The organism is Glycomyces sp. NPDC047010, assembly GCF_040644205.1.
In the GTDB taxonomy this organism is placed as follows: domain Bacteria; phylum Actinomycetota; class Actinomycetes; order Mycobacteriales; family Micromonosporaceae; genus Glycomyces.
This window is the reverse complement of the sequence record NZ_JBEYVY010000004.1, coordinates 437,159-463,636: the sequence shown is the minus strand read 5'-3', so window position 1 is coordinate 463,636 and position 26,478 is coordinate 437,159. Positions and strand designations below refer to the sequence as shown.

Here is a 26,478-nt window from a genome sequence, read left to right as displayed (position 1 = left end):
CGCCCCGCGTGCGCGGTTCAGGCCCGCGCGATGTCGATCGTCTTGGACTTCGCGGACTTGCTGCCGTGCTGGATCGCCCGGAAGATCCTGCGGCCGGGCGCGGTGCCGGTCATGCGGTTCATGAGCCTGCGGACGCGGAGTTCGCCGCGGTCGGCCGGGACGAAGATCTTGCGCATGTCCATGCCGGTGCCCTGCTGGTACTCGATGAACGGCCGCAGCCGCGCCTCCCACGCGCGCAGTCCCGCCCGCACGTCGCCCGCGTGCCGTTCGAGCATGGTGCCGAGCAGGTCCGGCCCGGCGAGGCCGGTCGCCGCGCCCATGCCGGAGTAGAGCGTGGGGCACCAGGCGGCGTCGCCGACGAGGACGATGCGGCCCTCGCTCCAGCGGTCGAGCCGGACCTGTTCGGGCGTGTCGAAGAGGTGGTCGGGGGCGTCCTCGAAACGGTCGAGGAGCCAGCCGAGGACGGCACCGGTCGGCTCGGGGCCGAAGGCGGCCCGCAGCGAGTCGATCGGCGGGCGCGTGAACTCGGCGTCGATGTCGCCGGAGGCGTAGTTGAGCAGGACGGTGGGCGGCCGGTCGGCGAAGGGGAACACCCAGGCCGAGCGGCCCTGCTCGGCCATGACGAGCCCGTCGGTCTCGCGGTACCCGGGGACGGCTCCAGGCAGGGCGAACGCGGCGAGCATGTAGTCGAGGCGGTGGATGCAGTCCTCGTCGGGGCCGAACGCCATGCGGCGCACCGTGGAGCGCAGGCCGTCGGCGCCGATGACGAGGTCGAAGCGCTCCGTGGAGGATGCCTGCGCGGCCCGGTCCTCGATGTCGACCTCGACCTTCCCGGCGTCCTGGCGGATCGCCGCCGGGACCGTCCCGTACCGGATCTCGACGTCGGCGGGGAGCGCGTTGAAGGCGGCGTCCTCGATGTCCCCGCGCATCACGGGCCGGACCCGGCCGGGCACGGCGTCGGTGAAGTTCATGGCGCGGGTGCGCCGCCCGGCACGGTCGACGTTGTAGGTCGCGAGCGCGTCTGACATGCGGTTCGGCAGCTCGATGCCCATGCGCTCGGCCGCGGCCAGGCCGGTGCCGAAGACGCCGATGAAGTAGCCGCCGCGGCGGCGTTCGGGGGCCTTCTCCAGGACGGTGACGTCCCATCCGGCATGGTGGAGGCGCAGCGCCGAGGCGATGCCGCTGATGCCGAGGCCGACGACCAGGGCCCGCGGGCGCGGAGTGCTGTTCGTGTTCATGACCCGAGACTAGAACCGACTGACCAGATTTGTCATCTGGTCAGTCAAGGATGTGAGGGATACCGCACCTCCGGCCGACAGGAAGCGCGTACGGGACATTTCAGTCTGAAACTCCCCGCAAGAGAAAGGCGAACACATGCGACGCAGATCGCTCCTCGCTGCCGCGCTGGCCGCCCCCAGACCGTCTCCAGCTCCCAGAACGTCACCGTGCCCAGCGGCTCGGACCTCGCCTACAACTGCGCCTACGACGTGTGGGGCAACGGGGACGACCACGGGCCTCCCGGCTTGGGACGGGAGGCCCGTGGTGTCCGAACGCCCAAGGCCCACAGCGCAGGCGACAGGCCGGACGCTGCGTACTCGTAGCGTGTGAGGCCGGTTTCAGCGGCCTCGGCGTGTTCGGGTGCCGTTCAGCCCTCGGGCCGCCACGCCGGGTCGCGGCCGATGAACGCCACCAGCTTGTCCTGCGGGGAGGCGTCATCGGCGACGGGCACGGCCGGGCCGAACTGGCCGCTGTCCCGGAGCAGCTGCTCGATCGGCTTCATGCCTTCCAATGCGGCACGGCAGCGCTCCTCACCCAGTTCCGGTTCGCGGCCGAGCGCTTTGGCGAGGTCCCAGGAGTGCGCCCAGATGTCGGCCGTGTAGAACTGGTCGATTGCCTCGTCGACGGGCTTGTCGCCGGTGTTCGGGTTGCTGAGCACCCGCCCGGCGGGATCGTCGAGGATCGTCTGGATGTCGGCGACGTGGCGCTTCCAGGCGGCGGCCGGGTCGGCGTCGATGTCCAAGGGCTCCAGGTCGATCCCCGCCCCTTTGAGGAAGTCGCGCGGCCATTCGACCAGGTGCTTCACGATGTCCAGGGCCGTCCACTCGGGGACCGGGCTGGAGCGCGACCAGTCGTCGGCGCCCGCGCCTTCCACGAGTGCGGTGAAGCGGGCGGCGTCGTGGGCGTGCCGCCCGGCGGGGTCGTGGGGTGCGTCGGTTCCGTTCTGCGCCATCGGTCTACGCCGCTTCCTGCGCCAGGAGCTCATCGAGTTTCTCGAAGCCCTCGTTGACGCCGACGTCCATGCCGCTCGCGAGCATGCCGTCGCGGGTCTCGAAGTCCTGCGTCACGCTCAGCACCCGCAACCGCGTGCGACCGCCTTCGATCGGCTCGAAGGTCATCGTCTCAAGGAAGACGCCGTCGGGCTCGCCCTCGTAGGTGAAAGTCCAGACGATCCGCTCGTTCGGGCGGACCTCGTGGAAGCTGCCGAAGAAGGCGTAGGCCTCGCCTCCGCTTTCGCCGCCGAACGCCCACTCACCGCCCGTGCGGGCGTCCCAGCGGGTGATCTTCGTGTTCGACCCGCGGGGCCCGGTCCACTGGGAGTAGAGGTCGGGGTCGACGTGGGCCTGGAAGACGCGCTCCGGCGTCGCGTCGAATTCGCGGGTGATCTCGATCGTGGGGACTTTGGCGTCCGCCTTGATCTCGGTCTCGTGCTCGGTCATGATTCCTGCTCCTCGGCTGGTCGCCGGTCCCCGTCGTCCTGGGCGGTGCGGGCCAGGAGGGCGTCGAGGCGGCGGTAGCGTTCCTCTGCTTCGCGGCGATAGCGCTCGATCCACTCCGTCATCGGGTCGAATGCCTCCCTGTTCAGGTGGACGGGCCGGCGCTGGGCGTCCTTGCTGCGGGTCACCAGGCCGGCTTCTTCGAGCACTTTCACATGCTTGGAGATCGCCTGGAAGCTCACGTCGTACGGCTCGGCGAGCTCGCCCACGGTCGCATCGGAGACCGACAGCCGGGAGACGATGTCGCGGCGGGTCGGGTCGGCGAGCGCCGCGAAGGCCCGGTCGAGCTGCTGCGTACTGTCACCCACGGATCGTCCTCAACTAATTGGTTGAATAGAACTGTAGACCCGAGTGCAGATCGTTGTCAACCAGTTGGTTGAAGAAGGTCATGGCCCCGACCGATCCACGGCCGGTGCGATGCGCCGCTCGGCGACGTGCGTGTCGAGGCCTGGATCGGGCTCGATCAGCCTGCGGGTTTGCGTTGGAGTCCACTCCAGGTCATACCGTCGGGGCATGATGCGACGCACCCTTGGAAACAGCGGAATCGAAGTCAGCGGGATCGGCATGGGCTGCTGGGCCATCGGCGGACCCTTCCACAACGACAACGGCCCCAGCGGGTGGGGCGAGGTCGACGACGACGAGTCGACCCGCGCCATCCACCGGGCCCTCGAACTCGGCGTCGACTTCTTCGACACCGCCGACGTCTACGGCGCGGGCCACAGCGAGCGCGTCCTCGGCCGGGCCCTCGCGGGCCGCCGCGACCGGGTCGCGATCGCCACCAAGTGGGGCTGGACCTTCGACGAGGAGACCAAGTACGCCGTCGGCGGGAACGACTCCGCCGCCTATGTGCGCCAAGCGGTCACCGCGTCCTTGGCCCGGCTCGGCACCGACTACGTGGACCTCTATCAGCTCCACATCGGCGACCTCGCGGTCGACCGCGCCGCCGAACTCCTCGGCACCTTGGAGGACCTGGTCGCCGAGGGCAAGATCCGCGCCTACGGCTGGAGCACCGACCTCCCCGACCGCGCCGAGTCCTGGGCCCGCGACGGCGCCCACTGCGCGGCGATCCAGCACGACTTCTCCGTCGTCCACGGCGGGAACCGGGGCGTCCTGGACGTCTGCGAGCGGTACGGCCTCGCCTCGATCAACCGCGGCCCGCTCGCCATGGGCCTCCTCACCGGCAAGTACACCGCCGCCACCCGGGTCGGCGAGCAGGACGTCCGCGGCTCGGGCGTGGAGTGGATGACCCTGTTCGGCAAGGACGGCCGCCCCTCTGCCGAGCATCTCACCCGGATCGAGTCGGTCCGCGAGATCCTCACGAGCGAGGGCCGCACTCTCGCGCAGGGCGCCCTCGGCTGGCTGTGGGCCGTCAGCGGCACCACCGTCCCGATCCCCGGCTGCCGCACGGTCGCCCAGGTCGAGGACAACGCCGGAGCCCTGGACAAGGGCCCGCTCACCGCGGGCCAGGTGAAGGAGATCGAGTCGGTCCTCGCCGCCTGACGGGGCGACGCGGTTCATCATGGCCGGGGCCGACCACTCGATGGTCGGGCTCGCCCCACCTCCCGCGCTGGGGCGAGCCCGACGTCCGGCGGTCGGGTATGCAGGATGGCGTTGGGCCGCTGGGTATTCGATGATCGAGGCGACAGCCGGTCTGCGGGGAGACCGCCACTCCGCAAGGGACGCAGGTATGTGGTGACTCCTCAATCGACCGACAGATCCGGTGCCGAACTCGCCCCCCGAAACCGGGAGGCCGACCCGGGCGGCGGCAGCACGCCGTCCACCCCCGATGCCCGCTCGTCCGCACGGCGGGTCCTCGCGCCGGACCTGGCCCGCGGCTTCATGCTGCTGCTCATCGCCATGGCCTACGCCCCCGTGTACACCACGAGCGGCGAGGCCGGCGGGTACGGGCGGCGCCCCGGCGGGTCGCTGCTCGACCAGTCGGTGAGCTTCGTGTCGACCCTGGTGGTGGAGAACCGGGCCTTCCCGATGTTCGGCATCCTGTTCGGGTACGGCCTGGTCATGCTGGTCGAAGGCGGGCGGCGCAGGGGTTTGAGCGAGCAGGAGAGCCGCCGCATCCTGCGCCGCCGGAGCCTGTGGCTGCTGGTGTTCGGGTCGGTCCACACCGTCCTGGCTTACACCGCCGAGATCCTTGCCGCGTACGGCATCGCGGGTCTGACCATCGGCCTGCTCGTCTTCAAGCCGCACTTCAAGCTCGCGAAGGTCCTGGCGGTCCTCGCCCCGATCTACCTCGCCACCTCGCTGGCCCTCATGGCGGTCCTGGCCGCGGACACCGGGACGCTGGTCCACCCCGGCTACGCCACCGCCGAGGACTGGACGCTGCGGTTCGCCGGGATCGTCGCCGGGCCGCTGGCGAACACGGTCTTCTTCCCGATGTTCGCCTTCGTGGTCATCGGCATCTGGGCCGCCCGCAAGCGCCTCCTCGACCGCCCGGCCGACAACGCGCGCCTGCTGAAGCGGCTGGCCGTCATGGGCGTCTCGGTCTCGCTGGCCGGGGCGGTGCCGCTGGCCCTGGCCGGTGCCGGCGTGATCGAGGTCGGCGATCTCGGGTACGGCGTCCTGAACACGGTCCAGGAGCTCACCGGCGTCTTCGGCGGGATCGGGTACGTGGCCCTGTTCGGCCTGCTGGCGCTCCGGCTCGCGGGCCGCGAAGGCCCGGGGACCCGCCTGCTGGCCGCCGCCGGGCAGCGCTCGCTGAGCGTGTACCTGTTCGTCTCGCTGGCCCTCGCCCTCGTGATGAACCAGGACCTCCTCGGCGTCGGCGACCTGGTCGGCAAGGCCGGTGCCGTCGGCGTGGCACTGGTCGTCTGGTCGATCGGCGTCCTCGGGGCGCGGGCCCTCGCGGCCAAGGGCAGGCAGGGCCCGGCCGAGACGCTGCTGCGCCGACTGGTCTACCGGGACGCGGCCCGCTGAGAGCCGGTGCGCTCGGCCGACGCCGGTCTATTTGCGGGACAGCAGGAGTCCGATGAGAGCGGCGACGACGCCCGCCAGGCCCGCCGCCGCGAAGCCGCCGGCCGGGATCGTCAGGTCGATCGCGAGACCCGCGAGCGGCGCCCCCAGCGCGATGCCCGCGCTCTGCGCCGATGCCTGGAGTCCCGTCGCCTCGCCTCGGACGGAGGCCGGCGCGAGCATGCTCACCGCGTCGGCCACCGTGGCGAGCGTCGGGGCGGTGAGGAGGCCGGCGATGACGGCGGCGAGGCAGAGCCAGCGCCAGTCCGGCGCGAGCCCGAGGGGCATCGTCGCGAGACCGAGCAGGGCGAGCAGCAGCCAGGTCGGCATCGGGCGGGTCATGGCGCCGTAGACGAGTCCGCCGATGACCGAGGTGATGCCGAGGACGGCGACGACGGCGGCGGCGCGGGACACCTGGCCGGTCGCTTCAAGTGCGGCGATGATCGCGAGGTCGATGCCGCCGAGCAGCGTGGTGGTGCCGACCGCCATGGTCAGCACCGCGATCATGCGCGTGTGGAGCCATTCCCGGCGCGGCGGCCGGGGTCCGGCGTGGGCCTCCGACTCGTCGGCGGCGCGCAGCGGCGGGTCGAGGAGGCCGATCAGTGCGCCGCCGACGGCGATCGCGGCCCCGACGCCCCATGCGACCGCGCCCGGCGAGGCGGCCGCCGCCAGGAGGATCACCACCGCGGGGCCCACGAGGTAGGTCAGTTCGCCCTGCACCGCTTCGAGTGCGAACGCCGCCCGCCGCTGGACCGGGGTCGTCATCGCGGCGATCGCCTGCCGGGTCACCGACTGGACCGGGACCATGAGCAGGCCGGCGGCGAGCGCGGCCGGGAGGAGGACGGCGTAGTCCATGAGCGGCACGCACGCCCAGAACAGCGCCTGTGCGATGACGGTGCCCAGCAGCACCGTTCGCAGTCCGCGACGGTCGATCAGGCGGCCGAGCAGCGGACCGCTCACGGCGACACCGGCGGTGAGCGCCGCCGCCACCCCTCCGGCGGCGGCGTAGCTCATGTCGAGTGCGAGCACGACGAACATGACCAGCGCGGTCGTGTTGGCGGTGATGGCGGTGCGGGCCAGCAGCGATGCGCTCATGAGGGCCGCCATCCCCGGAATCGCGAGCACTGCTCGGTATCGGGTCACCGGGCGATGCTAGATCACCCGGGCGGTCGTCCGGCGGGACGTCCGGGGCCACCGCCGGGGCCGGTGCCCGGCGGAAGGGAGTCAGTCCGTCGAGCGGGCGTCCCGTGCCGCGTCGGCCGCGAGGCGGAGCGCGGCCTCCAGTGCGGTCTCGGAGTCGGTGCGGATGTCGGGCCGGACGCCGACGCCTTCCCAGTTGGTGCCGGTGCGCGGGTCGATCGGGGCGCCGATGGGGACGACGATCCAGAAGCCGTCGCCGGCGGGGAACGGCGCGCCCGGGTTGGCGGCGCCGACGGTGTCGGCCCCGACAACGGTGGCGCGCCCGAAGCTCTGGAGCGCGTACGCGAAGCTCTCTGCGGCCGAGGCGGTCCGGTCGCCCACCACGACGAACACCGGCATGTCGGCGAGCGCGGCGAGTTCGGGGACGGGGCGGGTGCGCGAGTGCTCGTCGGGATCGGTGCGCGAGATGAACGTCAGGATCGGCGCGGGTTCGGGTCCGAGCAGGGGGCCGGCGAGCACCTCCACCATGGTCGGCCAGCCGCCCGGGTTCGGGCGCAGGTCGAACACGGCGGCGTCGCACTGGTTCAGCCGTTCGAGGCAGTCGAGGGCTTCGGCGGCGGCGCGGGGGTCGTCGCCGTCGTCGAACAGGTCGGCGGTGACGATGCCGACGCGGCCTTCGCTGCGGAATTCGAGGTGGGAGGCGGGCTCCGGCTCTTCGGAGTCGGGCTTGCGGGCGGGCCAGGGCCGGCCCCAGGTGACCTTGAAGTGGCCGTCGTGGCGGCGCAGGGCGGTGGTGAGTGCCGCGGCGAAGGCTTCGGTGCCGATCCCGGTCTCGGACACGGGGTGCCGCCGGATCTCCTCGGCGTAGGTCGCGGCGTGCTCGATGAAGACGTAGTGGCGTTCGACGAGGTCGGCGAGGGCGATGAGGGCGTCGCCCTGGTCGGTGGCGCTGAGCCAGCGCGCGGCCGGGTGCTCCTCGTCGGCGGCGAGGAAGGGCCGGTCGCGGACGATGTCGAGCGCGGTGGCGAGGGTCGCCCCGAGGTCGACGCCGAGCTCGTCGTCCAGTGCCGCGGCCGCGGCGTCGGTTCGGGCCCATTGGGCCTCGATGAGAGGGAGCTGGCAGCGGGCGAGGTCGGAGAGGCGGACGCGGCGCTCGCGGCCGTCGGTGCCGGGGGCGTCCTCGACGAAGCCGGTCTTGCGCATCTGGGCGACGGTCTGGCTCGCGGCCGAGTGGGTGCCGCCGGTGGCGGCGGCGATCTGCCGGACCGACAGGGACTCGGCCGACATGAGCGCCCGCGTGACGGGGGTGAACGCGGCGCGGTAGTCGAGGCCGAGGTCGGCGTACGCCTGGTCGACGACGCGGTCGAGGTGTCCGACGAGTTGGCGCAGGCGGGTGCCGAGGCCGACGCGGACCGGTTCGGGAAGTGCCATGAGTTGGATTGTAACAGCACTGTCATATTGCGGCCCGCGGGGCCGGCGGCGGGCTCGTCAGATCGACATTATATAAGCGTGCTCTTATATATGGATCAGGGGCCCGGCCGGTACTGGACGGGCGGGCCGCCGGGCGGCGGCCCGCCTTCGGACGGGGGTCAGTAGCCGTAGGTGCTGGCGGGGATCTCGGGCCGGGTCTCCGGGCGCGACCAGAAGATGATGCCCGCGCTGTTGTTCCCGGTCTGGTCGTAGAAGCGGTAGTTCTTCCAGGTGCTGGTGGTGGCGGTCGCCACGAGCCCCTGGTAGGAGCCGTCGACGTAGACGACCTGGGCCGCGTAGCCGTCTTCGCGGAGGTCGCGGACCTGTCCGTTGTAGATGCCGTCGCCGTCGCAGGTGCCGGACGCCTGCCGCTCCTGGGCGATGGTGATGCCGTTGTAGCGGACCTGCATCGTGTTGCCGTTGCCCTGCCCCAGGCAGCGGGCGTCGGCCGGGGCCGCGGCCACGACGACCGCTGTCAGGGTGCCGGCGAGGACGGCGAGCGCGCCGGTCGCGGCTCGTTTCACTGCGGATCTCATGGTCATATGTCTCCCTTTCGGATCGGATTCGGTGCGGAAAGCGCTGCGCGGCCGCCTCAGGACGCGGTGAGTTCGGCCAGGTGCTCGTTGTAGACCTCGACGTAGACCGCGTCGAGGTCGTGCCCTTCGGCGGCGCATCGGCGGTCGGCGTCCGCGACCGCGAGCTCGCGCTCCTGGAGCTCGGCGAGCGCGGCGAGCTGTTCGGCGTCGAGCACGTCCGCGGCGCGGAGGTCCTTCCAGTCGCGGCCGGCGTCGACGAGCGCCTGGCCCTGGGCGGCGAAGGCGTCCGCGAACGGCACCGCGGCCTCCTGGAGCGGCAGGCCCATCTCGTCGCGACCGTCGAAGTCGAATCCCTTGCCGGCCATGCAGTCCGACCAGGCGCGGGCCGCCTCGGCGAGGCGGGGGTCGTCTGCGGTCGCCTCGTGCGCCTGCGCGGTGTAGTCGTCGATCGGGGAGTCGTCGGGGAGGTGCACGGTCCCGTTCTCCGGGAGGCCGAACTCCGCGTAGGACTCCTGGAGGCAGGCGAGTTCGCGGGTCCGGTAGCGGTCGCGGTCGGCCTCGGGCAGCGCCTCCATCCGGGCGCGGAACGCCTCCGCCGCGTCGGCCGTGGCGATCTCGTAGGCCGGGCGGAGGTCGATGGTCGTGGAGTGCCCGAACCCGTACTCGGCCGCGAACTCGTCCGGGGTCAGCCCGAGCCATTCGACGAGCGACGGGGTCTCGGGCGGGCCGAGGTACTCCAGGTCGTCCTCGGCCATGCAGGCGGCCACGAATTCACTCCTGGCCGCCTCGGTCTCGGCCGGGTCGGGGTCCGCGGCGGGAGGCCGGCCCATCTGCTCGATGATGGACGCCTCGACCGCCGTGGGTTCGCGGTCGCCCGGGCCGTTCGCGCACGCGGCGGTCGCGGCCAGCGCGGCGGCGACCGCGCCCATCGCGCAACGCTGCAAGGTGTGTCCCATGGCCTGGAGCCCTTCGTGAAGAACCGACGGGTTCATCCTTCAGGGACGGACGCGGGTTGGCGAGGCGGTGCACCGGCGGAACACCGGCACGGTGCGGTGGAGACGCTGCCCGCGATCACGTGGCAGCCCGGAAGATGAGCGGTCGTCACTCTGACGGTCGCCCGTCTTCCGGGCTCCGATCGTGCGGCTCGTCTCAGAGGCGCGGCAGCCAGAATCCGCAGTGGTGGCCGACGGCGATGTTCACCGGGCCGGTGTGGTCGACCGAGAAGGTAACGCCCCGGCCGTCGCGGTAGGGACGCCAGCCGGGGTCGCCGGTGGCGGCGAAGTCCGTCCACGCTCCGATGAGGGCCTCGGCCAGCTCCGCCCGCCCGCCGGTCGGCGGCTGCGGGGTGGACCCGGGCCAGCGGGAGTCGAAGAACAGGGGGATGTCCGCGCCGTGCGTCGCGCCCTCGGGGAACCCACCGGGCTCCGAGGGGACCGGCTCGGCGAACTCGTAGGTGTGGACGGTTCCGTGCCGGTCGGCCGCTTCGAGCGCCGGCAGCTGCGAGCAGGTGCCGATCATCCCGCCGTAGTCGGTGGCCAGGGTCGCCAGCGCCAGGCTCGGGCTCGGGTAGTCCTCCAGCGGGTACCGGTCGATGATGCGGGCCGCGTCGCGACGTCCGAAGAGGTCCCGGAGGATGTCCGGGTATTCGTCGGCCGTCACGGGGCGGCCGGCGCCGTCGTAGGTGTTGTTGACGGCGAAGCGCGCCTCGTCCTTGGTCGCGCCGTGCAGGAGCGGGATATCGGCCGCGGCGCCTCGGCGCAGCGCGTCAAGGGGCTGCCGGGGCAGGACCTCGGTGCCCGCCACCGGGAACCACGGCAGTTCGTTGATGTGGCGCCGCAGCTGCCCGACCTCTTCGGCGCGGTAGGTGACGAACGATTCCAGAGGGGCGTCGCGGAGGCAGTCGGCCGCGGTCGCGACCTCCGTGCAGCCGGCCTGCTCTGCCATGGCCTCGCCGCGCGCATTGGCCTCGGCGACGTCGAGGACGTCGTTCGAGCAGGTCGCCGACTGCACGATGGCCTTGTGGAACAGGCCCTCCGCGGCCGGGGACGCGAGCTGGGCGCAGGTGGTGAACCCGCCGGCGGACTCGCCCCACAGCGTGATGTTCCCGGGGTCGCCGCCGAACGCGGCGATGTTCTCGCCGACCCATCGCAGCGCCTCCTGCTGGTCGCCCAGCGCGAAGTTCCCGGCGTACGGGTCGTCGATCGCCGGGTGGGAGAGGAATCCCAAGGCGCCCAGCCGGTAGTTGACGGTGACGACGACGACCTCGCCCTGGTCGACGATGCGCGTCGGGTCGTAGGGTGCGCCCTGGCCGCCGATGAGGCCGCCGTGCAGGAACACCATCACCGGCATCGGCGCTCCGGCCTCCAGCGGGGTGTCGACGTTGAGGAACAGGCAGTCCTCGCTCCCGCCGACGGTCTGGCCCTCCTCCCAACCCGGTTGGGGGCACGGCGAGCCCGGCAGGGTGGCGTCGCGGACCTCCGGCCACGGTTCGACCGGTTCCGTCGCCCGCCAGCGCAGGTCACCGATCGGCGGCTGCGCGTACGGGATGCCCTGGAAGGTGCGGGTGGTCTCGGTGGCGGCACCGCGCAGCCACCCGGTCCCGGTCTGGACGAGCGTCCCGTCCTCAGCGGTGGCGGGACCGGCTGCGACAAGCCCGGTCACCGCGGTGGCGAGCGCGGCGAGGGCCGCGATGATCGCCGTACGTCTTGCTCTCGAATGTGTCATGGATGCCATGTTTCGGGCCCGAGCCACCCGAGGACATCGACCGAGGTGCGTATCTCCTTCTACGCTCGATCACGTAATCGGGCCGGAGGCGCCGAGGCGTCCCGCTGCGACCAGTTCGACCGCCACCGCGATCGCGACCGCTTCGGCGGCAAGGAGGGCGATGAGGACCAGGAGCTGCGCCAGGCCGGCCTCAACTGGGCTCGCCCCGCCCAGCAGCAGGCCCACATAGGAGCCCGGGAGCGTCACCAGGCCCACCGTCCGGGTCTGGTCCAGGGCCGGGATGAGCGCGTGTCCGGCCGAGGGCCGGCAGATCTCCAGCGCCGCGGCCCGGTCTCCCAGGCCGAGCGAGAGCGCCGCCTCGTACTCCCCCGCGCGGGCGACCAGCTCGTCCTGCGCCCGTCGCACCGCCTGCGAGGTGGCCACCATCGAACCGCCGATGACGATGCCCGCCACCGGGATCCACGCCAGCGGCGCGACCGGGACCGCACCCGACCCCCACACCAGGGCCAGCACCGGCGCCGCGCCGGCGCCGATCGCGACCGCCGTCCACGGCGCCAGGCGCATCGTCCCGGCGCGGCGGGCCGCGGTGAGCGCCGCGATCGTGAACATCACCAGGATGAACAGGCCCGTCAACGCGAACGAGCGCAGCACCAGCGTGATCACCAGTGACACCGCGGCCAGCTGGACGAGTGCCCGCACCGCCGCGACCACCACCTCCCGGCCCCGGCCCAGACCGCCCCACCGCACGACCACCGCCGCCGTCACGACCAGGACCGCCAGCACCCCCACCAGCGCCGGACCGAACCGCACCGCCGCCTCGCTCACCGCGCACCGCCTCCCGTCAGCGCCGCCGGGCGCGCAGCACTGCGGTGCGCATCGGGAGCGTGAACTCGCCGCTGGCGGTCTCCGGCCCGCCCGCGAGGTGGGAGCGGATGCGCCCCAGCACGGCGGCGCGCTCGCGTTCGGGCATGACGAGCACGCCGGCCCGAGTCGCGAGCGTCGCGGTGAGCGATTCGGCGGTGCGGCGCTGCCCGTGCGCGAACTCGGCCCGCTCCGGCGGGGCGAACAGGTCTGCCCGGTCCGGCACCGGCCGGAGCAGGTCGGCCGTCGCGATCCGCCAGCCGGCGGGCGTGTCCCGCGGGCCGATCACCGCGGGACCGGCGACCGCCGCGAGTCCGGCGACCCATGCGACCTCGTCGTCCACCACGTTCCACAAGCCCGCCAGCACGCCGTTCGGGGCCAGGACCCTGGCGATCTCCGGCCCGGCGGCGGCCATGTCGAACCAGTGCATGGCGTTCCCGGACAGCACCGCGTCGACCGAGGCGTCCGGCAGCGGGATCGACTCCGCACTCCCCCGAAGCGCCCGAACGCCGGGGAGCGAGCCGCGCAGCTCGGCGAGCATCACCGGGTCCGGTTCGACCGCAACGACCTCGACTTCCAGGTCGTGCAGGACGGCGGTCAGCTTGCCGGTGCCGGCGCCGAGGTCGAGCACGCGGGGTCCGGGAGCGGGCGCGAGCGCCCAGCGCACCGCGGTCGGCGCGTAGTCCGGGCGGTGGCGGGCGTACGCGCCGGCCACCGCTCCGAACGACAATGCGTGCTTCGGCCCCTCATCCTGCTCCATGCCGCCACCGTATCGATGCCGTCCGGTCTCGGCCAGACCTCACGGCCGCCTAGTGCGCGCCCAGTTCGACCAGGAGCACTCCGGCGCCCACGAGCGCGATGCCCAGGCCCATGAGCTTCGTGAGGGGTTCCTTGAACAGGATCCGGCTCGCCATGGCGGTCAGCGCGACACCGGAGGCCACCCAGATCCCGTACGCCACACCGATGCCGAGGCCCGCGTCGAGCGCGAGCGTCAGGCCGGTGAACGCGAGGCCGTATCCGGCCACGACCACGGCGTACCACCGCTTGCGGCCGTCGGCCGCCGCCTTCAACGACAGGCTCGCCGCGACCTCGGTGAGGATCGCCGCCACCAGGAACGCCCAAGCCATCACGCGGTCCCTTCCGCTCGGCGGGCCGCGGCCCGCTCGGCGCCGAGTTCGATCGTCACGACTCCGGCGATGATGAGGGCGATGCCGGCGCCCATGGTCGCGGTGAGCGGCTCGCCGTAGAGGATCGCGCCGAACACCGCGGTGAGGACCACGCCCATCGCGCCCCACACTCCGTACGCGACGCCGAGCGGCATGCCCGCCTTCAAGACCGCGCCGAGGAACGTGAACGCCGCGACGAAACCGACGGCCACGACCACGTACAGCAGCGGCCGCTCGATCGCGGCCTTCAGCGAGAGCGAGGCGGTCACCTCGCTGACGATCGCGCCGGCCAGCAGCAACCAGGGTCGCGCGCTCATGAGCCACCCTCCATCAGGGACCGGGCGAGGTCGCGAAGCGCCTCGCGCTCATGCGCATCGGGGGGGAGATTGTCCATCGCGTCGGCGAACCACAGTCCGTCGGCGATGAGCCGCACTGCCGCGAGCCGGGCCCGTTCGGGAGCCGGAAGGCGGTCGGGGACCGCGAGCCAGGGCCGCATCCGCTCGACCCAGCGCGCGGTGAGCCGCTCGCACAGGCGCGGGTCGGCGAACATCACGAGATCGCTCAGGTCGGCCTCGCCCTTGAGCGCCCATTCCAGGTACGCACCGATCCTGTCCGCGGGCGCGGCCGACTCGGCCGGGCCGTCGAGCTGCGCGGCGACCTCGCGCTCCCAGTCGTCGACCACGCGGTCGACCAGGGCGAGCATCAACGCCTCCTTGGTCGGGAAGTGGTACATCAGGCCCGGCTTGGTCAGCCCGGCGTGCTTCGCGGCCGACTCCAGGGACAGGGACTCGCCCGCCCGGAGCATCGCTATCGCGCCGTCGAGGATCTGCAGTCTCGCACTCATGCAATTTACTTTACCTTCCGGAAGGTAGGTAATCACAAGCAGACGTGACGCTCACCGCTTCCTCATTCGAGAGCGGCCGGCCGCCAGAGCATCGCGGTAGCGCTCGACCGCGGTCAGGACTCCCCGCCGGGACGGGCGGGATCGTCGCGATCAGACGTCTCCAGCAGTGCGTCCAGGGCCGGGAGCAGCAGTCGCCGGAGGTCGCCGATGTCGGCTTCGGCGAGAGCGGGGATGTCGAGCAGGTAGCGGGCGGTCACGACGCCGAGCATCGAGGCGTTCAGCAGCGCCGCTTTGAGAGCGGCGTCCTGGTCGCCGAGGTTCGCCGCCAACCGGGTCTGGACCGGGACCATCACGTCGTCGCGCAGGACCTTGAGCGCGGCGGGGTGGGTGAGACTGCTCCGCAGCAGCGCCTCCGCCTGCGCCCGCAGCTCCGGGTCCTCGAACGGGGCGAAGGCGTGGTCCAGCGCCGCCTCGGACAGCCCGTCGATGTCGGCATCGAGCAGCGAATCGGTCGGCACGGTCTGCTCGGTCGCGGCCGCGAACAGCCGCTCTTTGCTCGCGAAGTGCTGCATCACGAGGGCCGGGTCCACCCCTGCCCGCTGCGCGACGGCGCGGATCGTCGTCCGGTCGTAGCCGGTCTCGGCAAACACCGTCGTCGCCGCCTTCAGGATCGCCGCCTCGCTTCGACGGCGACGCTCCGCCCGGGTCGGCTGAGCCCCTGTCGCTGCTTCATGTGCCTCGGTCATCGGTTCACTCTACAGGCATTGACCGAAGCTCGATTTCGGTCTACGTTCGTTGAGTGAATTCTCTCGAACCTTCCACCACTCCCCCGAGGACGCGGCCGCGCGCCAACGTCGCGCTTGCGGTGCTCGTGTCGGCGCAGTTGCTGCTCAACATCGACGCGACGATCGTCAACGTGGCCCTGCCCGCGATGCGCGCCGAACTCGGCCTCACCGCCGCGAGCCTGCAATGGGTCGTCACCGGTTACCTGCTCGCCTTCGGCGGCCTGCTGCTGCTGGGCGGCCGCCTCGCCGATCGACTCGGGCGGCGGCGGGTGTTCCTGGTCGGGATGGCCGTCTTCGCGATCGGATCGGCCGTCGCGGGCCTGGCGCAGGCGGGCCCGGCCCTCATCACCGGCCGCGTCCTCCAGGGGATCGCGTCCGCCGCACTGTCACCCGCTGCGCTCGCGCTGGTGGTGACCCTGTTCCCGGCGGGCAGGGAACGCGACCGCGCGTTCGGGTTCTGGGGCGCCGCCTCGGCCGCGGGCACCGCACTGGGCCTGGTCCTGGGCGGGGTGCTGACGCAGTTCCTGTCCTGGCAGTGGATCTTCTGGGTCAACCTCCCGCTGGCCGCGGTCATCATCCTCGTCGGCCGGCGAGTGCTCCCCGAGCACCGGGAAACGATCACGGTCCGTCTCGACCTCACCGGCGCGATCCTGGCCACGTCCGGGCTCGCCACGGCGCTCTACGGCGTGGTCACCGTCGCCGAATCCGGCTGGTCCAGCGCACCGGCGGTCACCGCCCTGGTCGTCGGCGCCGCGCTGCTCGCCGGCTTCGCCCATTCGCAGTGGACCCGGCCCGAGCCGCTGGTTCCGGCGCGCCTGCTGCGGCAACGGGCCTTCCTCGGCGCGAACCTGGTCGGCGCGACCGTCTGCGTCGCGATCAACGCGGCCTACTTCTTCGTCACCCTCTTCCTCAGCGAGGTCCTGCGGTACGGCCCGCTCGCCATCGGGCTGGCGTTCCTGCCACTGGCCCTCGCCGTCGCGGTGTCCTCCCACTTCACGGCCCGCTGGATCGGCCGCACGGGCGCGCGCACGCTCCTCCTCGCGTCCACGGTCCTCATAGCCGCCGGAATGGGGCTGCTGACGCAGATCGACCCGGATCAGGGGTACGCCGTCGTCGTGCTTCCAGCACTGCTCGTGCTCGGCCTGGGCCTCGGCATCGCGCTGGTCGCCTTGACGGCCAGCGCCGTCGGCGGCGCGCCCGCCGAGGACAGCGGCGTCGCCGCCGCGGTCTTCAGCACCTCGCTGCAAGTGGGCGGCGCGGTCGGCCTCGCGCTGCTCACGGCGGTGAGCACGGCGGTGAGCGGCCCCGAGGCGGCGGTCGGCGGTGCGGCCGCACTCCAGGCGCAGACCGGCGGGTGGACGACCGGATTCGCGATCGCCGCCGCGACCATGATCCTCGGACTCGTGATCACCCTGCTCACGATCCCGCGGAAGCCCCTCATGCAAGTAACGACTTGCGCTTGACATGCAAGCATTCACTTGCCTATCATTGCCGCCATGACGGATGTCTTCAAGGCGCTCTCCGACCCGACACGGCGTGCGATCGTCGATGAGCTGCGCCAACGCGACGGGCAGTCGCTGTTCGAGCTCTGCGCGCGGCTCGCGACCAACCACGGGTCGACCTCATCGCGGCAGGCCGTCTCGCAGCACCTCGACGTGCTGGAGGCGGCAGGACTCGTGCGCTCCGAGCGCAAGGGCCGGTACAAGCTGCTCTTCCTCGACACCGCGCCCCTGACACCGGTCGTGGAGCGCTGGCTCGCCGACCGCACCGCGACGGCGCCCGCCCGGGTCGCCGCCCCTGCCGCCGGGACGGCGCGGACAGGCATGAAGATCACCTGGGTCAGCCTCTTCGTCGACGACCAGGAGCACGGACTGCGGTTCTACACCGAGGTGCTGGGCTTCGTCACCAAGCACGACGTCCCGGTCGGCGAGGACCGATGGGTCACCGTCGTCTCCCCCCTGGACCCCGACGGCGTCGAGCTCGTCCTCGAACCGACCAGCCATGCCGCCGTGCGGCAGTTCCGGGACGCCCTGACCGCCGAGGGCACGCCGTTCACCTCCTTCGCCGTCGACGACGTCGACGCCGAGTACCGGCGGCTCCGCGACCTCGGCGTCCACTTCACCCAGCCCCCCGCCGCCATGGGCGAGACCACCACCGCGGTGTTCGACGACACCTGCGGCAACCTGATCCAGATGCACCACCATGTCGGCCGACCGGCCGGCGAGTCCGACACAGAGAAGAAGGAGAACTGACATGTCCGACATCGCAGCCCAGGACGCGAGCATCCCGCTGGTGGAGCGCCGCGTCACGACCCGCGAGATCGGCGACGGGACCGCCCACGCCGTCGTGCTCCGCCGCCGCCTGGACGCACCCGTCCAGGACGTGTGGGCCGCCGTCACGACGCCCGATCGCATCGACCGCTTCTTCCTGCCCGTCGGCGGCGACTTCCGCGAGGGCGGCGAGTACGCGTTCGAGGGCCAGGCCAGTGGCAGGATCCTCGCCTGCGACGCCCCGAACCTGCTCCGGCTGGAGTGGATCCCGCCGGACCGCACCGAGGCCGACCAGGTCGAGGTCCGGCTGACCGCCGACGGGGACGACGCGACCTGGCTGGAGCTGGAGCACGCCTCCATCGCCGACGTCTTCCACACCGACCTGTCCGGCGACAAGTTCAGTCCGGCGATCGGCTGGGAAGGCCCGCTGCACTTCCTCGGCGAGTACCTGCGCGGCGTCCTTCCGGACCGGCCGAGCATGGAGTGGTACGAGTTCGACGAGGCCGAGGAGGTCCGGCTCGCCAAGCTCCGCGCCGCCGAATGGGTCAAGGCCGAAGCCGAGTACGCCGAGTCCCGCTAGATCGGAGCATCCCGCGTGAACGAGCCCCTTTCCTCACCCGGAGGCGCCGGTTCGGCGGCGCCTCCGGGGTCCCCCACGCAAACGAGAACGGCCTAGTCCTCGCAGTGCTCGTCCTTGCAGAGGCGGTCGGGATCGACCGGGTCGTCGGCCCCGGCAGCCGAGGCCGCCGAGACGCCGACCACGGCGATGATCAGCCCCAGGAACACGGCGGCGATCGCCTTGCGGGTCTTGGAAAACATGGTGGTACTCCGTTCACGGGAATCGGACCCGACCGGACTCCCCGGCCGGGGGACAGGGGTGATCAGCAGGAGCCGACCCAGCGGAGGCCGGCCAAACGGGCACCGGCCGGCACCGCCCCGGTCGTGGGGGTGCCGCCTCCGGGGAAGTTCAGGCACTGGCTGTAGTTCGAGCCGTCGCTGCGGATGACGTTGTAGCTGAGATGGTCGGCGCCCGGGTCCGCCACGCCGTTGTTGCGGACCGATCCGGACGCGGTGAAGGGCCGTGTCGGGAAGGGCGCGTCGCTGTCGCTGCTCCAAATCAGGGCGCCGCCCTCGTAGACGCAGGCCTCACCCCGGTCACAGGTGTCCTGGACGGCGAGGCCGTCGGCCGAGGCGGGAGCTGAGGCGGTGATCAGAGAGATGCCGATGAAGGCGGCGGTAGCGGCGGCGCCGAGTGCCGCCTGCAGTCGCAAGGTGCTCATTCGTGGTCCGTTCTGCGGAAGTCGTGGAAAGGGGTCCGGCCGCCCCGCGCCCCTCGTCGTGGCGGGGCGGCCGGAGGTCTAGCAGGCGTTGACCCAGCGGAAGTTCCCGACCCGGCCGTTGTTCGGGATCGCCCCGGTCGTGGGGGTGTCGTCGCCGGGGAAGTGCAGGCACTGCCCGTAGCTCGATCCGTCGCTGCGGGTGACGGTGTACTTCAGATGGTCGGCGCCCGGGTCCGCCACGCCGTTGTTTCGGACCGAGCCCCCGCCCGGGAACGGGCCGAGGGTGCCGGAGACGTTGCCCGGGTTGCTGTACACGAGGTCGCCGTCGGCGTCGTACACGCAGAACTCGCCGCGCACGCACGTGTCCGCCGCGGCGAACTCCTCGTCGGCGGTGGCGGGCGTGGAGGACGCGAAGAGCGAGAAACCGATGATGGCGGCGACCGCGGCGAATCCGAGTGCGAGCCGCTGATACCTGCTGGTCATGCGAGATCCGTTCTGGAGATTCGGATGATTCGCAGACGACTCTCGGTCACGGGTGCACGGAATCCGCACGGATTCGGCACGTGCCCCTCGTCGGCCCTCCGGGCTAGGCCGTGTCGGGTCATGTTCCTTCGGCGTTGGTGGTCTTGGTCTGCGTGTCGATGGTGTTGGGGCTGAGGCGGTCCGAGTGCCGGGGCTCGTCTCTGCTCAGGCTTCGACGTAGATCCAGGCGGTGCGGCCGGAGACGAGGGTGGTCTGGACGCGGGTGTAGTCGTCGACTTCGTAGTCGTCGGCGGCTGTGAGGTCGGTGTCGGTGAGGGCGAGGGCGGTGCCGTCGATGCGGTCGGCGGGGTCGCCGGTGCGGACGGCGATGGGGTGGTGGGTGGCGCCGGAGTCGGCGATGACGGCGGGGTCGGTGATCTCGACGGTGTCGAGGCGGTAGCCGGGAAGGGCGTCGGGGGTTCCGGCGAGTTCGCGGCCGAAGCGGGCGACCTGGACGGCGGGCAGTTGCAGGGTGCCGTAGGAGAACACCAGGTGGTCGGTCAATGCGGCTCCTCGATCGGGCGGATGCGGTCGGGCGGATGCGGTCGGGCCCTGATTTTCGCTGCGGGCGCGGTGTTGCGTCGTGCCGGGTGTGGTGGTTGTGGGCGCACCGGTCCAGACCGTCTCGGTGGGCTGCTGCTTCGGATTCGGGGTTGCTGCCTGCGAGGACCGCGGTGGCCAGCGGGTGGTTAGCCGAAGGTGAAGGTGTAGGCGGTGATATCGGGGCTGTAGGAGATGGTGATGGTCTCCTCGACCGCCTCGTCGCCTTGGATGAGCGGGTACAGGTTCGGTGTGCTCGACACCTCGATCACGGTGTCCGGCTCGCCCTCGCGGCTGACGGTGACGGTGCCCTCGCCTTCGAGGACGTGGTAGACGTTCGCGGCGTGGAAATGCACCCGGGACTGGGCGTCCTCAGTAGTGGTGATCGACTCGTCGTCGACCTCCCAAGCGCCGCCGATGCTGTACGTGTCGAGGCGCTGGTCCTGGGCGAGGGTGTACTCGGTGACCGAGCGGGCGAGCGCGGCCGGGCCGTCGTAGCCGTCCTGGCGGAACCGCGACAGGTACATCTCCGGCGACCGGTCGTCGGGGTCGGCCACGAGCTGCTCGCCGTCGTCGGCGGCGATGTCGGTGACCGGGTCGGGCAGGTCCGCCTCGGGGTCCCGCTCGTGCAGCAGTTCGCGCAGGAGGGTCTCGGTCTGCTCGTAGGAGCCCTCGCCGAACTTGATCGCCCGCACCGTCCCCGACTCGTCGATGAGGTACTTCGCGGGCCAGTAGCGGTTGCGGTAGGCGCTCCAGGTCGCCAGGTCGTTGTCCTGGACGACCGGGTAGGCGATCCCTTCGCGCTCGATCGCGTCGGCGACGTTGGCGGCGTCCTTCTCGAACGCGAACTCCGGGGAGTGGACGCCGATGACCTCCAGGCCCGCGTCTCGGTAGGCGTCGTACCAGGCCGAGAGGTACGGCTCGTCCCTTTGGCAGTTGATGCACGAGTAGGCCCAGAAGTCGAGCATCACGACCTTCCGACCGCGGCGAGGATGACGACCCCGGCCCAGCGCAGGAAGTCCTGCGGCAGGCCCAGCGCCGACAGCAGCGCCGACCCGGCGAGGGTGAACACGCTGAACGAGGTGATCAGGCCCGCGATGATGATCAGCGGGCGCAGGTCACGGTGCTTGCGTGCCCTCCGGGGCCTGGTGCGGACCCCGACCGCGCCCGATCCGGACGCTTCGCCCCCGCCGCCCGGATCGGCTTCGGCGGGGGCCTCGGTGTCGCGGTTGCCGGTGCCCCCGGCGAAGAAGATCACCGGCAGAAGGCCGTCGATCCGTCGAATGGTGGTCGAGCGAATTCAGTTGCGTGGTGGGCGGGGCCAGAAGGCGCTGGTGCGGCGGGTGTAGGCGGCGTAGGCGGGGCGGGTGGCGGACAGGTGGGACTCCATGAGCGGCTTGCCGGTCTTGGCGACGAGGAAGTAGGTCATCAAGACCGGGGAGAGCAGAGTGGCCGCGCCGGGCCAGGTGCCGCAGGCGGTGAGGTACAGGCCCCACCAGACGCAGGCGTCGCCGAAGTAGTTCGGATGGCGGGTGTAGCGCCACAGTCCCTTGTCGAGGACGAGGCCCCGGTTGGCCCGGTCGCGGCGGAACGCGCGGAGCTGGGCGTCGCCGACGGACTCGAACACAAGGCCGATCGCCCACAGCGCGACGCCTATAAGGAAGAGCGCGTCGGGCGGCGCGGGATCGTACTGCGCGAGCTGCACCGGGAGCGAGATGAACCACGCGACCGCGGCTTGCAGCAGGTAGACCGTGCGCAGCGCGTACAGGTTGCGCGACCCTTTCGCCGCACCGAGCATGGCCTGGTAGCGGCGGTCCTCGGGCTCGCCCCAGTTGCGCACCAGGAGATGCACGGCCAGACGCAGCCCCCACACCACCGTCATCGCGGTGACGAGCCAGCGCCGCACGGGATCGCCGTGTCCGGCGGACATCGTCAAGCCTGCGATGGCGATCGCGGCGAAGACGGCTCCCCAAGCGACGTCGACGACGCGGTGCCGGTCGCGGGCCGCACCGATCGCGAACGCGATGAGGAACGCGGCGAGGGAGATCGCGGCCGTCGCCGCGAGGTTGTCGGCGAGGGCGCTCCAGTCGGTCACGACGGCGCGTCCTCAAGGAGCGCACGGCGGGTGCGCGGCATGCCCGAGGTGCCGAAGCCGTCGGGGACGACGCTGAGGATCTGGTCGACGCCCATGCGGCGGTCCTCGAACGCCAGGGCGGCACCGACCAGGTAGAGGCGCCATACTCGGGCGGTGGGCAGGCCGACGAGGTCGACGGCGGCGTCCCAGCGGGCTTCGAGGGTGTCGTGCCAGGCGCGGATGGTGCGCGTGTAGTGCTCGCGCATGGCCTCCACGTCGCGGACCTCGAATCCGGCGTCCTCGATGAGGGCGACGGTCTCGCCCAGGGGCCGCATGTGCATGTCGGGGGCGATGTAGGTCTCGATGAAGGGGCCGCCCCCGGGGGCCGTGGAGCCGCGGGACATCTGTTGGACCAGGAGCCGTCCTCCCGGCCCCAGGAGGCTGCGGAGCCGGGACACGAAGGGCGCGTAGCCGTCGCGGCCCACATGCTCGCCCATCTCGACGGTCGAGACCGCGTCGAAGCCGCCGTCGTCGATGTCGCGGTAGTCGCAGTGCCGGAACTCGACGCGGTCGAGCAGGCCGCGCGCGGTGGCGCGGTCGAGGGCGAAGCGGTGCTGCTCGGCCGAGAGGGTCACGGCGAGGACGTCGGCGCCGTAGTGCTCGGCGGCGTGCATCGCCAGTGCGCCCCAGCCGCATCCGACGTCGAGGAGGCGGGTGCCCGCGCCGAGGCCGAGTTTGCGGCAGATGAGGTCGAGCTTGTCGCGCTGGGCGTCTTCGAGCGCGTAGTCGGGGGACGTCGAGGTCCAGTATCCGCAGGAGTAGACCACGGCCGGGTCCAGGAGCAGCTCGTAGAAGTCGTTCGAGAGGTCGTAGTGGAAGCCGATGACCTCGCGGTCGCGGCGCTTGGAGTGCATGCGGCCGGAGACGGCGTGCTCGACGCCCACTGTGGCAGGGCGAGGGCCGATGAGCTTGTGGCGCAGTGCGAACGGGAGCGCCGCCGCGGCGGCGGCCAGGCCGGTGGCGGGGCGGGTGGCGGCGGCGACGCGGCGGACGCGGCGGAGCCCGTCGGCGAGGTCGCCTTCGACGTCGATCTCGCCGAGGAGGTACGCCTGGGCGAGGCCGAGCTCACCGGGGCTCCACAGCAGGCGCCGCAGGGCGTCGGGGGTGTTGACGCACAGGACGGGGCCGCCGTCCTGCGGGCCCGCTTCGCTGCCGTCCCAGGCGCGGAGCCGGACCGGGGGCACGGTGCCGGTGGCCTTGGCGGCGAGGTCGAACAGGTCTTGAGCGAGCGTCATGGTCAGACCTCCAGGATGAGTTGGCGGACGTCGAGGTATCCGGTGGCGAACCCGGCCTCGGAGTAGGCGAGGTAGAACTCCCAGGTGCGCCGGAACGTCTCGTCGAATCCCAGGGCGGCGAGGCGGTCGGCGCGGGAGGTGAACCGCTCGCGCCACAGCCGCAGCGTCCGGGTGTAGTCGCCGCCGAAAGCGAGCCGGTCGCCGATCTTCAGGCCCGCGGCGGCGGCGTGCTGCTCGATCACGGGCAGGGAGGGGATGATCCCGCCGGGGAAGATGTACTTGTGGATCCAGGTGTAGCCGCGCCGGGTCGCCGTCATCCGGTCGTGTCGCATGGTGATCGCCTGGATCCCCGCCCGGCCGCCGGGTTCGAGGGCGCGCCGGAGGGTGGCGAAGTACTCGGGCCAGTAGCGTTCGCCGACGGCCTCGATCATCTCGACGCTGACCACGGCGTCGTATCGGCGGGCCGCGTCGAGGTCGCGGTAGTCGCGCAGTTCGGCATGGACGCGGTCGGCGACACCGCGCTCGGAGGCGCGTGCCTTCGCATGCTGTAGCTGGTTGGCCGAGAGCGTGACGGTGTGGACGGTGGCGCCGCGTTCGGCGGCGCGGACGGCGAGTTCGCCCCAGCCGGTGCCGATCTCCAGGACGCGGGTGCCGGGGCCGACCCCGGTCCGGTCCAGGAGCCGGTCGATCTTGCGGCGCTGGCCTTCGGCGAGGTCGTCCCAGGTGCTCTCGGCGCCGCCGAACAGGGCCGAGGAGTAGGTCATGGTCTCGTCGAGGAATAGGGCGAACAGTTCGTCGGAGAGGTCGTAGTGGTCGGCGATGTTGCGTTCGGCGTTGGCTCGGGTGTTGTCCTGGCGCTCGGGGGCGGGGGCGGTGAAGGGGCGCCGGAGGATCTGGAGCGGGCGGGGCACGAGGTAGTCGATGTTGGCTGCGAGCGCGGTGAGCAGGCGCGGCAGGTCGTCGGAGCTCCAGTCCCCGGCCTGGTACGCCTCGCCGAAGCCGATGAGGCCGCCGGTGCCGATGCGGTGGAAGAACGCCTGCGGGCGGTGGAGGCGCAGGACCGGCAGCGCGGGGTCGCCGACGGCGCCGGCGGCGGTCTCGACGCGGAGGGGGATGCGGGCGGCGATGTGGCGCACCAGTTCCGAGGCGATCCGGGCGCGCACGGGCGCGTGCGGGAGGGCGGCCACGTCGGGCCAGCGGCTGGGGTCGGTGCGGGTGTCAACGGGTGTGTTCACGGTGTGCCTCTCGTTCCGTGCGGGGCGCCCGGCGGAGCACCGGCAGTCCCTTGAGCCACAGGCGGATGCCGTGGCGGCGGATGTTCGCGGTGACGGCGAAGGTGCTGAACGGGTGGCGCGCGGTCGCGGCCAGGAGCGCGCCGGTGCCGGCGCTTCTGCGGTGCCCGGCGACGGTGGCGACGAGGATCGGCTCGTCGTCGATGTCGAGGGCGACCGAGAGGCGCAGGCGCTCCCCCGGTTCGGGCAGGGCCATGCGGTACTCGCCCGCGACGGGCAGGAACGGGGAGACGTAGAACGTCTTGGCGACTTCGTCGCGGCCGCGTTCGTCGGGTCGCAGCAGGTACCGGTGGCGTTCGCCGTAGGTGTTGTGGACTTCGGCGACGATGCACCGCAGGCCGTCCTCGGGGTGGCGGCACCAGTAGACGGTGAGGGGGTTGAACACGTGGCCGAAGGCGCGCGCGTGGGCGAGCATCGTGACGGAGCAGTCGGTGGTGTCCACGCCTCCTGCGGCGGTGAACTCGTCGAGGCTCTCGCGCTGGCCGGGGGCGCCGATGTGGTCGCGGGCGGGGAAGCCCGCGAAGGGGCGCAGCCACCAGGGCGGGCGGGGCGGGTCGTCGAGGTCGAGGACCCAGTAGAAGGTGCGGTGGCGCAGGCGGTGGGCGACGGGGCGCAGCCGGGTGTGCCGCACCGTCGCCTCGTAGAGGGACGCGCCGCGGGCCCAGCCGGTCACCATGTCGCCCCCAGGCTCGCGGCGGCCGCGGCTCCGGCCCGGCACCCGTCCTCGTGGAAGCCCCAGCCGTGGTAGGCGCCCGCGAACGCGGTCCGCCCGGTGTTGAGCTCGGGGAGGCGCCGCTGCGCGGCGAGCGCGGCGGGGGTGTACACCGGGTGCTCGTACACCATCGTCGCGATGACGCGGTCGGGGTCGATGCGCGAGGCGTCGCCGAGGGTGGCGACCATGTCGGTCGCGGTGTCCAGGCCCTGGAGGCGGCGCAGGTCGTAGGAGACCTCGACGGCGCCTGGGCCGGGGCGGCATGAGGGCAGTAGGTAGTTCCAGGAGCCGCGGGCGCGCTCGCGCCTGGGCAGGGGCGCGGGATCGGTGTGCAGGACGGTGCTGTTGCGGGAGTATGTGATCGCGCCGAGGAGTTCGGTCTCGGCGGTGGTGGGGTCGGCGAGGAGTCGCAGGGCCTGGTCGGGGTGGGCGGCGATGACGACGGCATCGTGCTCGCTCTGCTCGCCCGAGCCGAGGGTCACGGTCACGCCGTCGGTGCGGCGCTGCACGGCGGCGACGGGCGCGTCGGTGCGGACGGTGTGGAGCCGCTTGGCGATCCGCTCGACGTAGGTGCGCGATCCGCCCTGGACGGTCCGCCAGGTCGGGGACCCGGTGACGGACAGGAGCCCGTGGTTGTCCAAGAACGCGAACAGGTACCGGGCCGGGTAGTCCGCGACCTGGTGCGGCCCGCAGGACCAGACCGCCGAGACCAGCGGGATCACGAAGTGGCTGGTGAAGTGCGCGCCGAAGCGGCCTTCGGCGAGGAACTCGCCCAGCGTCGGCTCGGTCCCGTCATGGCGGGCGAGGAGGCGGCGGGCCCGGGCGTGGAACCGCGGGACCTGCGCCAGGAGCGCCCAGAAGCGCGGGTCGGCGGCGTTGGCGGGGCGCGCGAACAGGCCGGAGGCCCCGCGGGCGCCGCAGTATTCGAGACCGCATTCGAGGCATTGCACCGACATGCTCATCTCGGTGGGCCGGGTGGTGACGCCGAGTTCGTCGAACAGGCGACACAGCAGCGGGTAGGTGCGCCGGTTGTGGACGATGAACCCGGAGTCGACCGCGACGGAGCGGTCCCCGGCGCGCACGTCGTGGGTGTGGGCGTGCCCGCCGAGCCGATCGCCCGCCTCGTAGAGGGTGACGTCGGCGCGCCGCTGGAGCAGGTGCGCCGCGGTCAGTCCGGCGACGCCGGAGCCGATCACGGCGATCGTCCGGGATCGAGTGCTCACGGG

Annotated in this window: 31 protein-coding genes and 1 pseudogene; 6 read left to right on the top strand and 26 right to left on the bottom strand. The window is 72.1% G+C overall.

Going from position 1 to position 26,478, the window contains the following annotated elements:
* Positions 1–17: 17 nt before the first annotated feature.
* The 4 genes from AB0A65_RS11320 to AB0A65_RS11305 all read right to left on the bottom strand — a co-directional run bounded on the left by AB0A65_RS11320 (position 18) and on the right by AB0A65_RS11305 (position 3,082).
* On the bottom strand, positions 18–1,238 hold the full coding sequence (locus AB0A65_RS11320) for an FAD-dependent monooxygenase (protein ID WP_359949977.1): 1,221 nt from the start codon (positions 1,236–1,238) through the stop codon (positions 18–20).
* Between the two features lie 407 nt (positions 1,239–1,645).
* The gene (locus AB0A65_RS11315) at positions 1,646–2,230 is read right to left on the bottom strand and encodes a TIGR03086 family metal-binding protein (protein WP_359949975.1); all 585 of its coding nucleotides are present in this window, start codon (positions 2,228–2,230) and stop codon (positions 1,646–1,648) included.
* Between the two features lie 4 nt (positions 2,231–2,234).
* Positions 2,235–2,717 carry an SRPBCC family protein gene (locus AB0A65_RS11310; protein WP_359949972.1) on the bottom strand — a complete coding sequence of 161 codons (483 nt, stop codon included), beginning with the start codon at positions 2,715–2,717 and terminating at the stop codon, positions 2,235–2,237.
* Positions 2,714–3,082: a metalloregulator ArsR/SmtB family transcription factor gene (locus tag AB0A65_RS11305; protein WP_359949969.1), complete on the bottom strand. Its 369-nt coding sequence runs from the start codon at positions 3,080–3,082 to the stop codon at positions 2,714–2,716. The genes AB0A65_RS11310 and AB0A65_RS11305 overlap by 4 nt, the downstream gene beginning before the upstream one ends.
* Before the next feature lie 205 nt (positions 3,083–3,287).
* Here AB0A65_RS11305 and AB0A65_RS11300 point away from each other — a divergent pair, with 205 nt between their 5' ends.
* Both AB0A65_RS11300 and AB0A65_RS11295 read left to right on the top strand, forming a co-directional pair.
* Entirely contained in the window at positions 3,288–4,274 is a 987-nt protein-coding gene (locus AB0A65_RS11300) for an aldo/keto reductase (protein ID WP_359949966.1), read from the top strand.
* 189 nt (positions 4,275–4,463) lie between these two features.
* Positions 4,464–5,705, top strand: coding sequence for a DUF418 domain-containing protein (locus tag AB0A65_RS11295; protein WP_359949963.1), 1,242 nt, complete (start codon positions 4,464–4,466; stop codon positions 5,703–5,705).
* A 27-nt stretch (positions 5,706–5,732) separates the two neighbouring features.
* On the opposite strand, the gene AB0A65_RS11290 is transcribed toward AB0A65_RS11295, so the two are convergent.
* The 11 genes from AB0A65_RS11290 to AB0A65_RS11240 form a co-directional block, all read right to left on the bottom strand.
* Complete coding sequence (locus AB0A65_RS11290; RefSeq protein WP_359949960.1) at positions 5,733–6,884, bottom strand: MFS transporter; 1,152 nt, start codon at positions 6,882–6,884, stop codon at positions 5,733–5,735.
* An 81-nt stretch (positions 6,885–6,965) separates the two neighbouring features.
* Complete coding sequence (locus AB0A65_RS11285; RefSeq protein ID WP_359949957.1) at positions 6,966–8,312, bottom strand: S41 family peptidase; 1,347 nt, start codon at positions 8,310–8,312, stop codon at positions 6,966–6,968.
* Positions 8,313–8,470: 158 nt separating this feature from the next.
* The gene (locus AB0A65_RS11280; protein ID WP_359949954.1) at positions 8,471–8,887 is read right to left on the bottom strand and encodes a hypothetical protein; all 417 of its coding nucleotides are present in this window, start codon (positions 8,885–8,887) and stop codon (positions 8,471–8,473) included.
* Between the two features lie 56 nt (positions 8,888–8,943).
* The gene (locus tag AB0A65_RS11275; protein WP_359949951.1) at positions 8,944–9,843 is read right to left on the bottom strand and encodes a hypothetical protein; all 900 of its coding nucleotides are present in this window, start codon (positions 9,841–9,843) and stop codon (positions 8,944–8,946) included.
* 193 nt (positions 9,844–10,036) lie between these two features.
* Entirely contained in the window at positions 10,037–11,611 is a 1,575-nt protein-coding gene (locus AB0A65_RS11270) for a carboxylesterase family protein (protein ID WP_359949948.1), read from the bottom strand.
* A 69-nt stretch (positions 11,612–11,680) separates the two neighbouring features.
* On the bottom strand, positions 11,681–12,436 hold the full coding sequence (locus AB0A65_RS11265) for an ABC transporter permease (protein ID WP_359949946.1): 756 nt from the start codon (positions 12,434–12,436) through the stop codon (positions 11,681–11,683).
* Positions 12,437–12,452: 16 nt separating this feature from the next.
* Positions 12,453–13,232 carry a class I SAM-dependent methyltransferase gene (locus AB0A65_RS11260; protein ID WP_359949943.1) on the bottom strand — a complete coding sequence of 260 codons (780 nt, stop codon included), beginning with the start codon at positions 13,230–13,232 and terminating at the stop codon, positions 12,453–12,455.
* Between the two features lie 49 nt (positions 13,233–13,281).
* The gene (locus AB0A65_RS11255) at positions 13,282–13,599 is read right to left on the bottom strand and encodes an SMR family transporter (RefSeq protein ID WP_359949940.1); all 318 of its coding nucleotides are present in this window, start codon (positions 13,597–13,599) and stop codon (positions 13,282–13,284) included.
* Positions 13,599–13,955: an SMR family transporter gene (locus tag AB0A65_RS11250; protein WP_359949937.1), complete on the bottom strand. Its 357-nt coding sequence runs from the start codon at positions 13,953–13,955 to the stop codon at positions 13,599–13,601. The genes AB0A65_RS11255 and AB0A65_RS11250 overlap by 1 nt, the downstream gene beginning before the upstream one ends.
* Positions 13,952–14,482, bottom strand: coding sequence for a TetR family transcriptional regulator (locus AB0A65_RS11245; protein WP_359949934.1), 531 nt, complete (start codon positions 14,480–14,482; stop codon positions 13,952–13,954). The genes AB0A65_RS11250 and AB0A65_RS11245 overlap by 4 nt, the downstream gene beginning before the upstream one ends.
* 113 nt (positions 14,483–14,595) lie before the next feature.
* Positions 14,596–15,228, bottom strand: coding sequence for a TetR family transcriptional regulator (locus tag AB0A65_RS11240; protein WP_359949931.1), 633 nt, complete (start codon positions 15,226–15,228; stop codon positions 14,596–14,598).
* Between the two features lie 53 nt (positions 15,229–15,281).
* On the opposite strand from AB0A65_RS11240, the gene AB0A65_RS11235 reads away from it, so the two are divergent.
* From AB0A65_RS11235 to AB0A65_RS11220, 4 genes and pseudogenes are all read left to right on the top strand, one after another.
* The gene (locus AB0A65_RS11235) at positions 15,282–16,730 is read left to right on the top strand and encodes a DHA2 family efflux MFS transporter permease subunit (RefSeq protein WP_359949928.1); all 1,449 of its coding nucleotides are present in this window, start codon (positions 15,282–15,284) and stop codon (positions 16,728–16,730) included.
* 33 nt (positions 16,731–16,763) lie between these two features.
* A pseudogene (locus AB0A65_RS11230) lies at positions 16,764–16,943 on the top strand (helix-turn-helix domain-containing protein); the annotation flags it as partial.
* 147 nt (positions 16,944–17,090) lie between these two features.
* On the top strand, positions 17,091–17,519 hold the full coding sequence (locus tag AB0A65_RS11225; RefSeq protein WP_359950078.1) for a VOC family protein: 429 nt from the start codon (positions 17,091–17,093) through the stop codon (positions 17,517–17,519).
* 1 nt (position 17,520) lies between these two features.
* A complete protein-coding gene (locus AB0A65_RS11220) occupies positions 17,521–18,117 on the top strand; it encodes an SRPBCC domain-containing protein (protein WP_359949926.1) in 597 nt (198 codons plus the stop codon).
* A 92-nt stretch (positions 18,118–18,209) separates the two neighbouring features.
* Here the strand turns inward: AB0A65_RS11220 and AB0A65_RS11215 are convergent, their stop codons facing one another.
* From AB0A65_RS11215 to AB0A65_RS11165, 11 genes are all read right to left on the bottom strand, one after another.
* Positions 18,210–18,356: a hypothetical protein gene (locus tag AB0A65_RS11215; protein WP_359949923.1), complete on the bottom strand. Its 147-nt coding sequence runs from the start codon at positions 18,354–18,356 to the stop codon at positions 18,210–18,212.
* A 62-nt stretch (positions 18,357–18,418) separates the two neighbouring features.
* Positions 18,419–18,817 (bottom strand): hypothetical protein, encoded by a 399-nt coding sequence (locus AB0A65_RS11210; protein ID WP_359949920.1) that lies wholly within the window; start codon positions 18,815–18,817, stop codon positions 18,419–18,421.
* Between the two features lie 78 nt (positions 18,818–18,895).
* Positions 18,896–19,300 carry a hypothetical protein gene (locus tag AB0A65_RS11205; RefSeq protein ID WP_359949917.1) on the bottom strand — a complete coding sequence of 135 codons (405 nt, stop codon included), beginning with the start codon at positions 19,298–19,300 and terminating at the stop codon, positions 18,896–18,898.
* Positions 19,301–19,504: 204 nt separating this feature from the next.
* Positions 19,505–19,843, bottom strand: a complete 339-nt coding sequence (locus AB0A65_RS11200) for a gamma-glutamylcyclotransferase family protein (protein ID WP_359949914.1) — start codon at positions 19,841–19,843, stop codon at positions 19,505–19,507.
* 185 nt (positions 19,844–20,028) lie between these two features.
* Entirely contained in the window at positions 20,029–20,847 is an 819-nt protein-coding gene (locus AB0A65_RS11195; protein ID WP_359949911.1) for a redoxin domain-containing protein, read from the bottom strand.
* A complete protein-coding gene (locus tag AB0A65_RS11190; RefSeq protein ID WP_359949908.1) occupies positions 20,847–21,137 on the bottom strand; it encodes a hypothetical protein in 291 nt (96 codons plus the stop codon). Before AB0A65_RS11190 ends, AB0A65_RS11195 begins: the two co-directional genes overlap by 1 nt.
* Before the next feature lie 42 nt (positions 21,138–21,179).
* Complete coding sequence (locus tag AB0A65_RS11185) at positions 21,180–21,974, bottom strand: DUF1295 domain-containing protein (RefSeq protein WP_359949905.1); 795 nt, start codon at positions 21,972–21,974, stop codon at positions 21,180–21,182.
* Complete coding sequence (locus AB0A65_RS11180) at positions 21,971–23,248, bottom strand: cyclopropane-fatty-acyl-phospholipid synthase family protein (RefSeq protein WP_359949902.1); 1,278 nt, start codon at positions 23,246–23,248, stop codon at positions 21,971–21,973. The genes AB0A65_RS11185 and AB0A65_RS11180 overlap by 4 nt, the downstream gene beginning before the upstream one ends.
* 2 nt (positions 23,249–23,250) lie before the next feature.
* Complete coding sequence (locus tag AB0A65_RS11175) at positions 23,251–24,483, bottom strand: cyclopropane-fatty-acyl-phospholipid synthase family protein (RefSeq protein WP_359949899.1); 1,233 nt, start codon at positions 24,481–24,483, stop codon at positions 23,251–23,253.
* Complete coding sequence (locus tag AB0A65_RS11170) at positions 24,467–25,216, bottom strand: DUF1365 domain-containing protein (protein ID WP_359949896.1); 750 nt, start codon at positions 25,214–25,216, stop codon at positions 24,467–24,469. Before AB0A65_RS11170 ends, AB0A65_RS11175 begins: the two co-directional genes overlap by 17 nt.
* Positions 25,210–26,475, bottom strand: coding sequence for an FAD-dependent oxidoreductase (locus AB0A65_RS11165; protein ID WP_359949893.1), 1,266 nt, complete (start codon positions 26,473–26,475; stop codon positions 25,210–25,212). The genes AB0A65_RS11170 and AB0A65_RS11165 overlap by 7 nt, the downstream gene beginning before the upstream one ends.
* Positions 26,476–26,478: the final 3 nt, after the last annotated feature.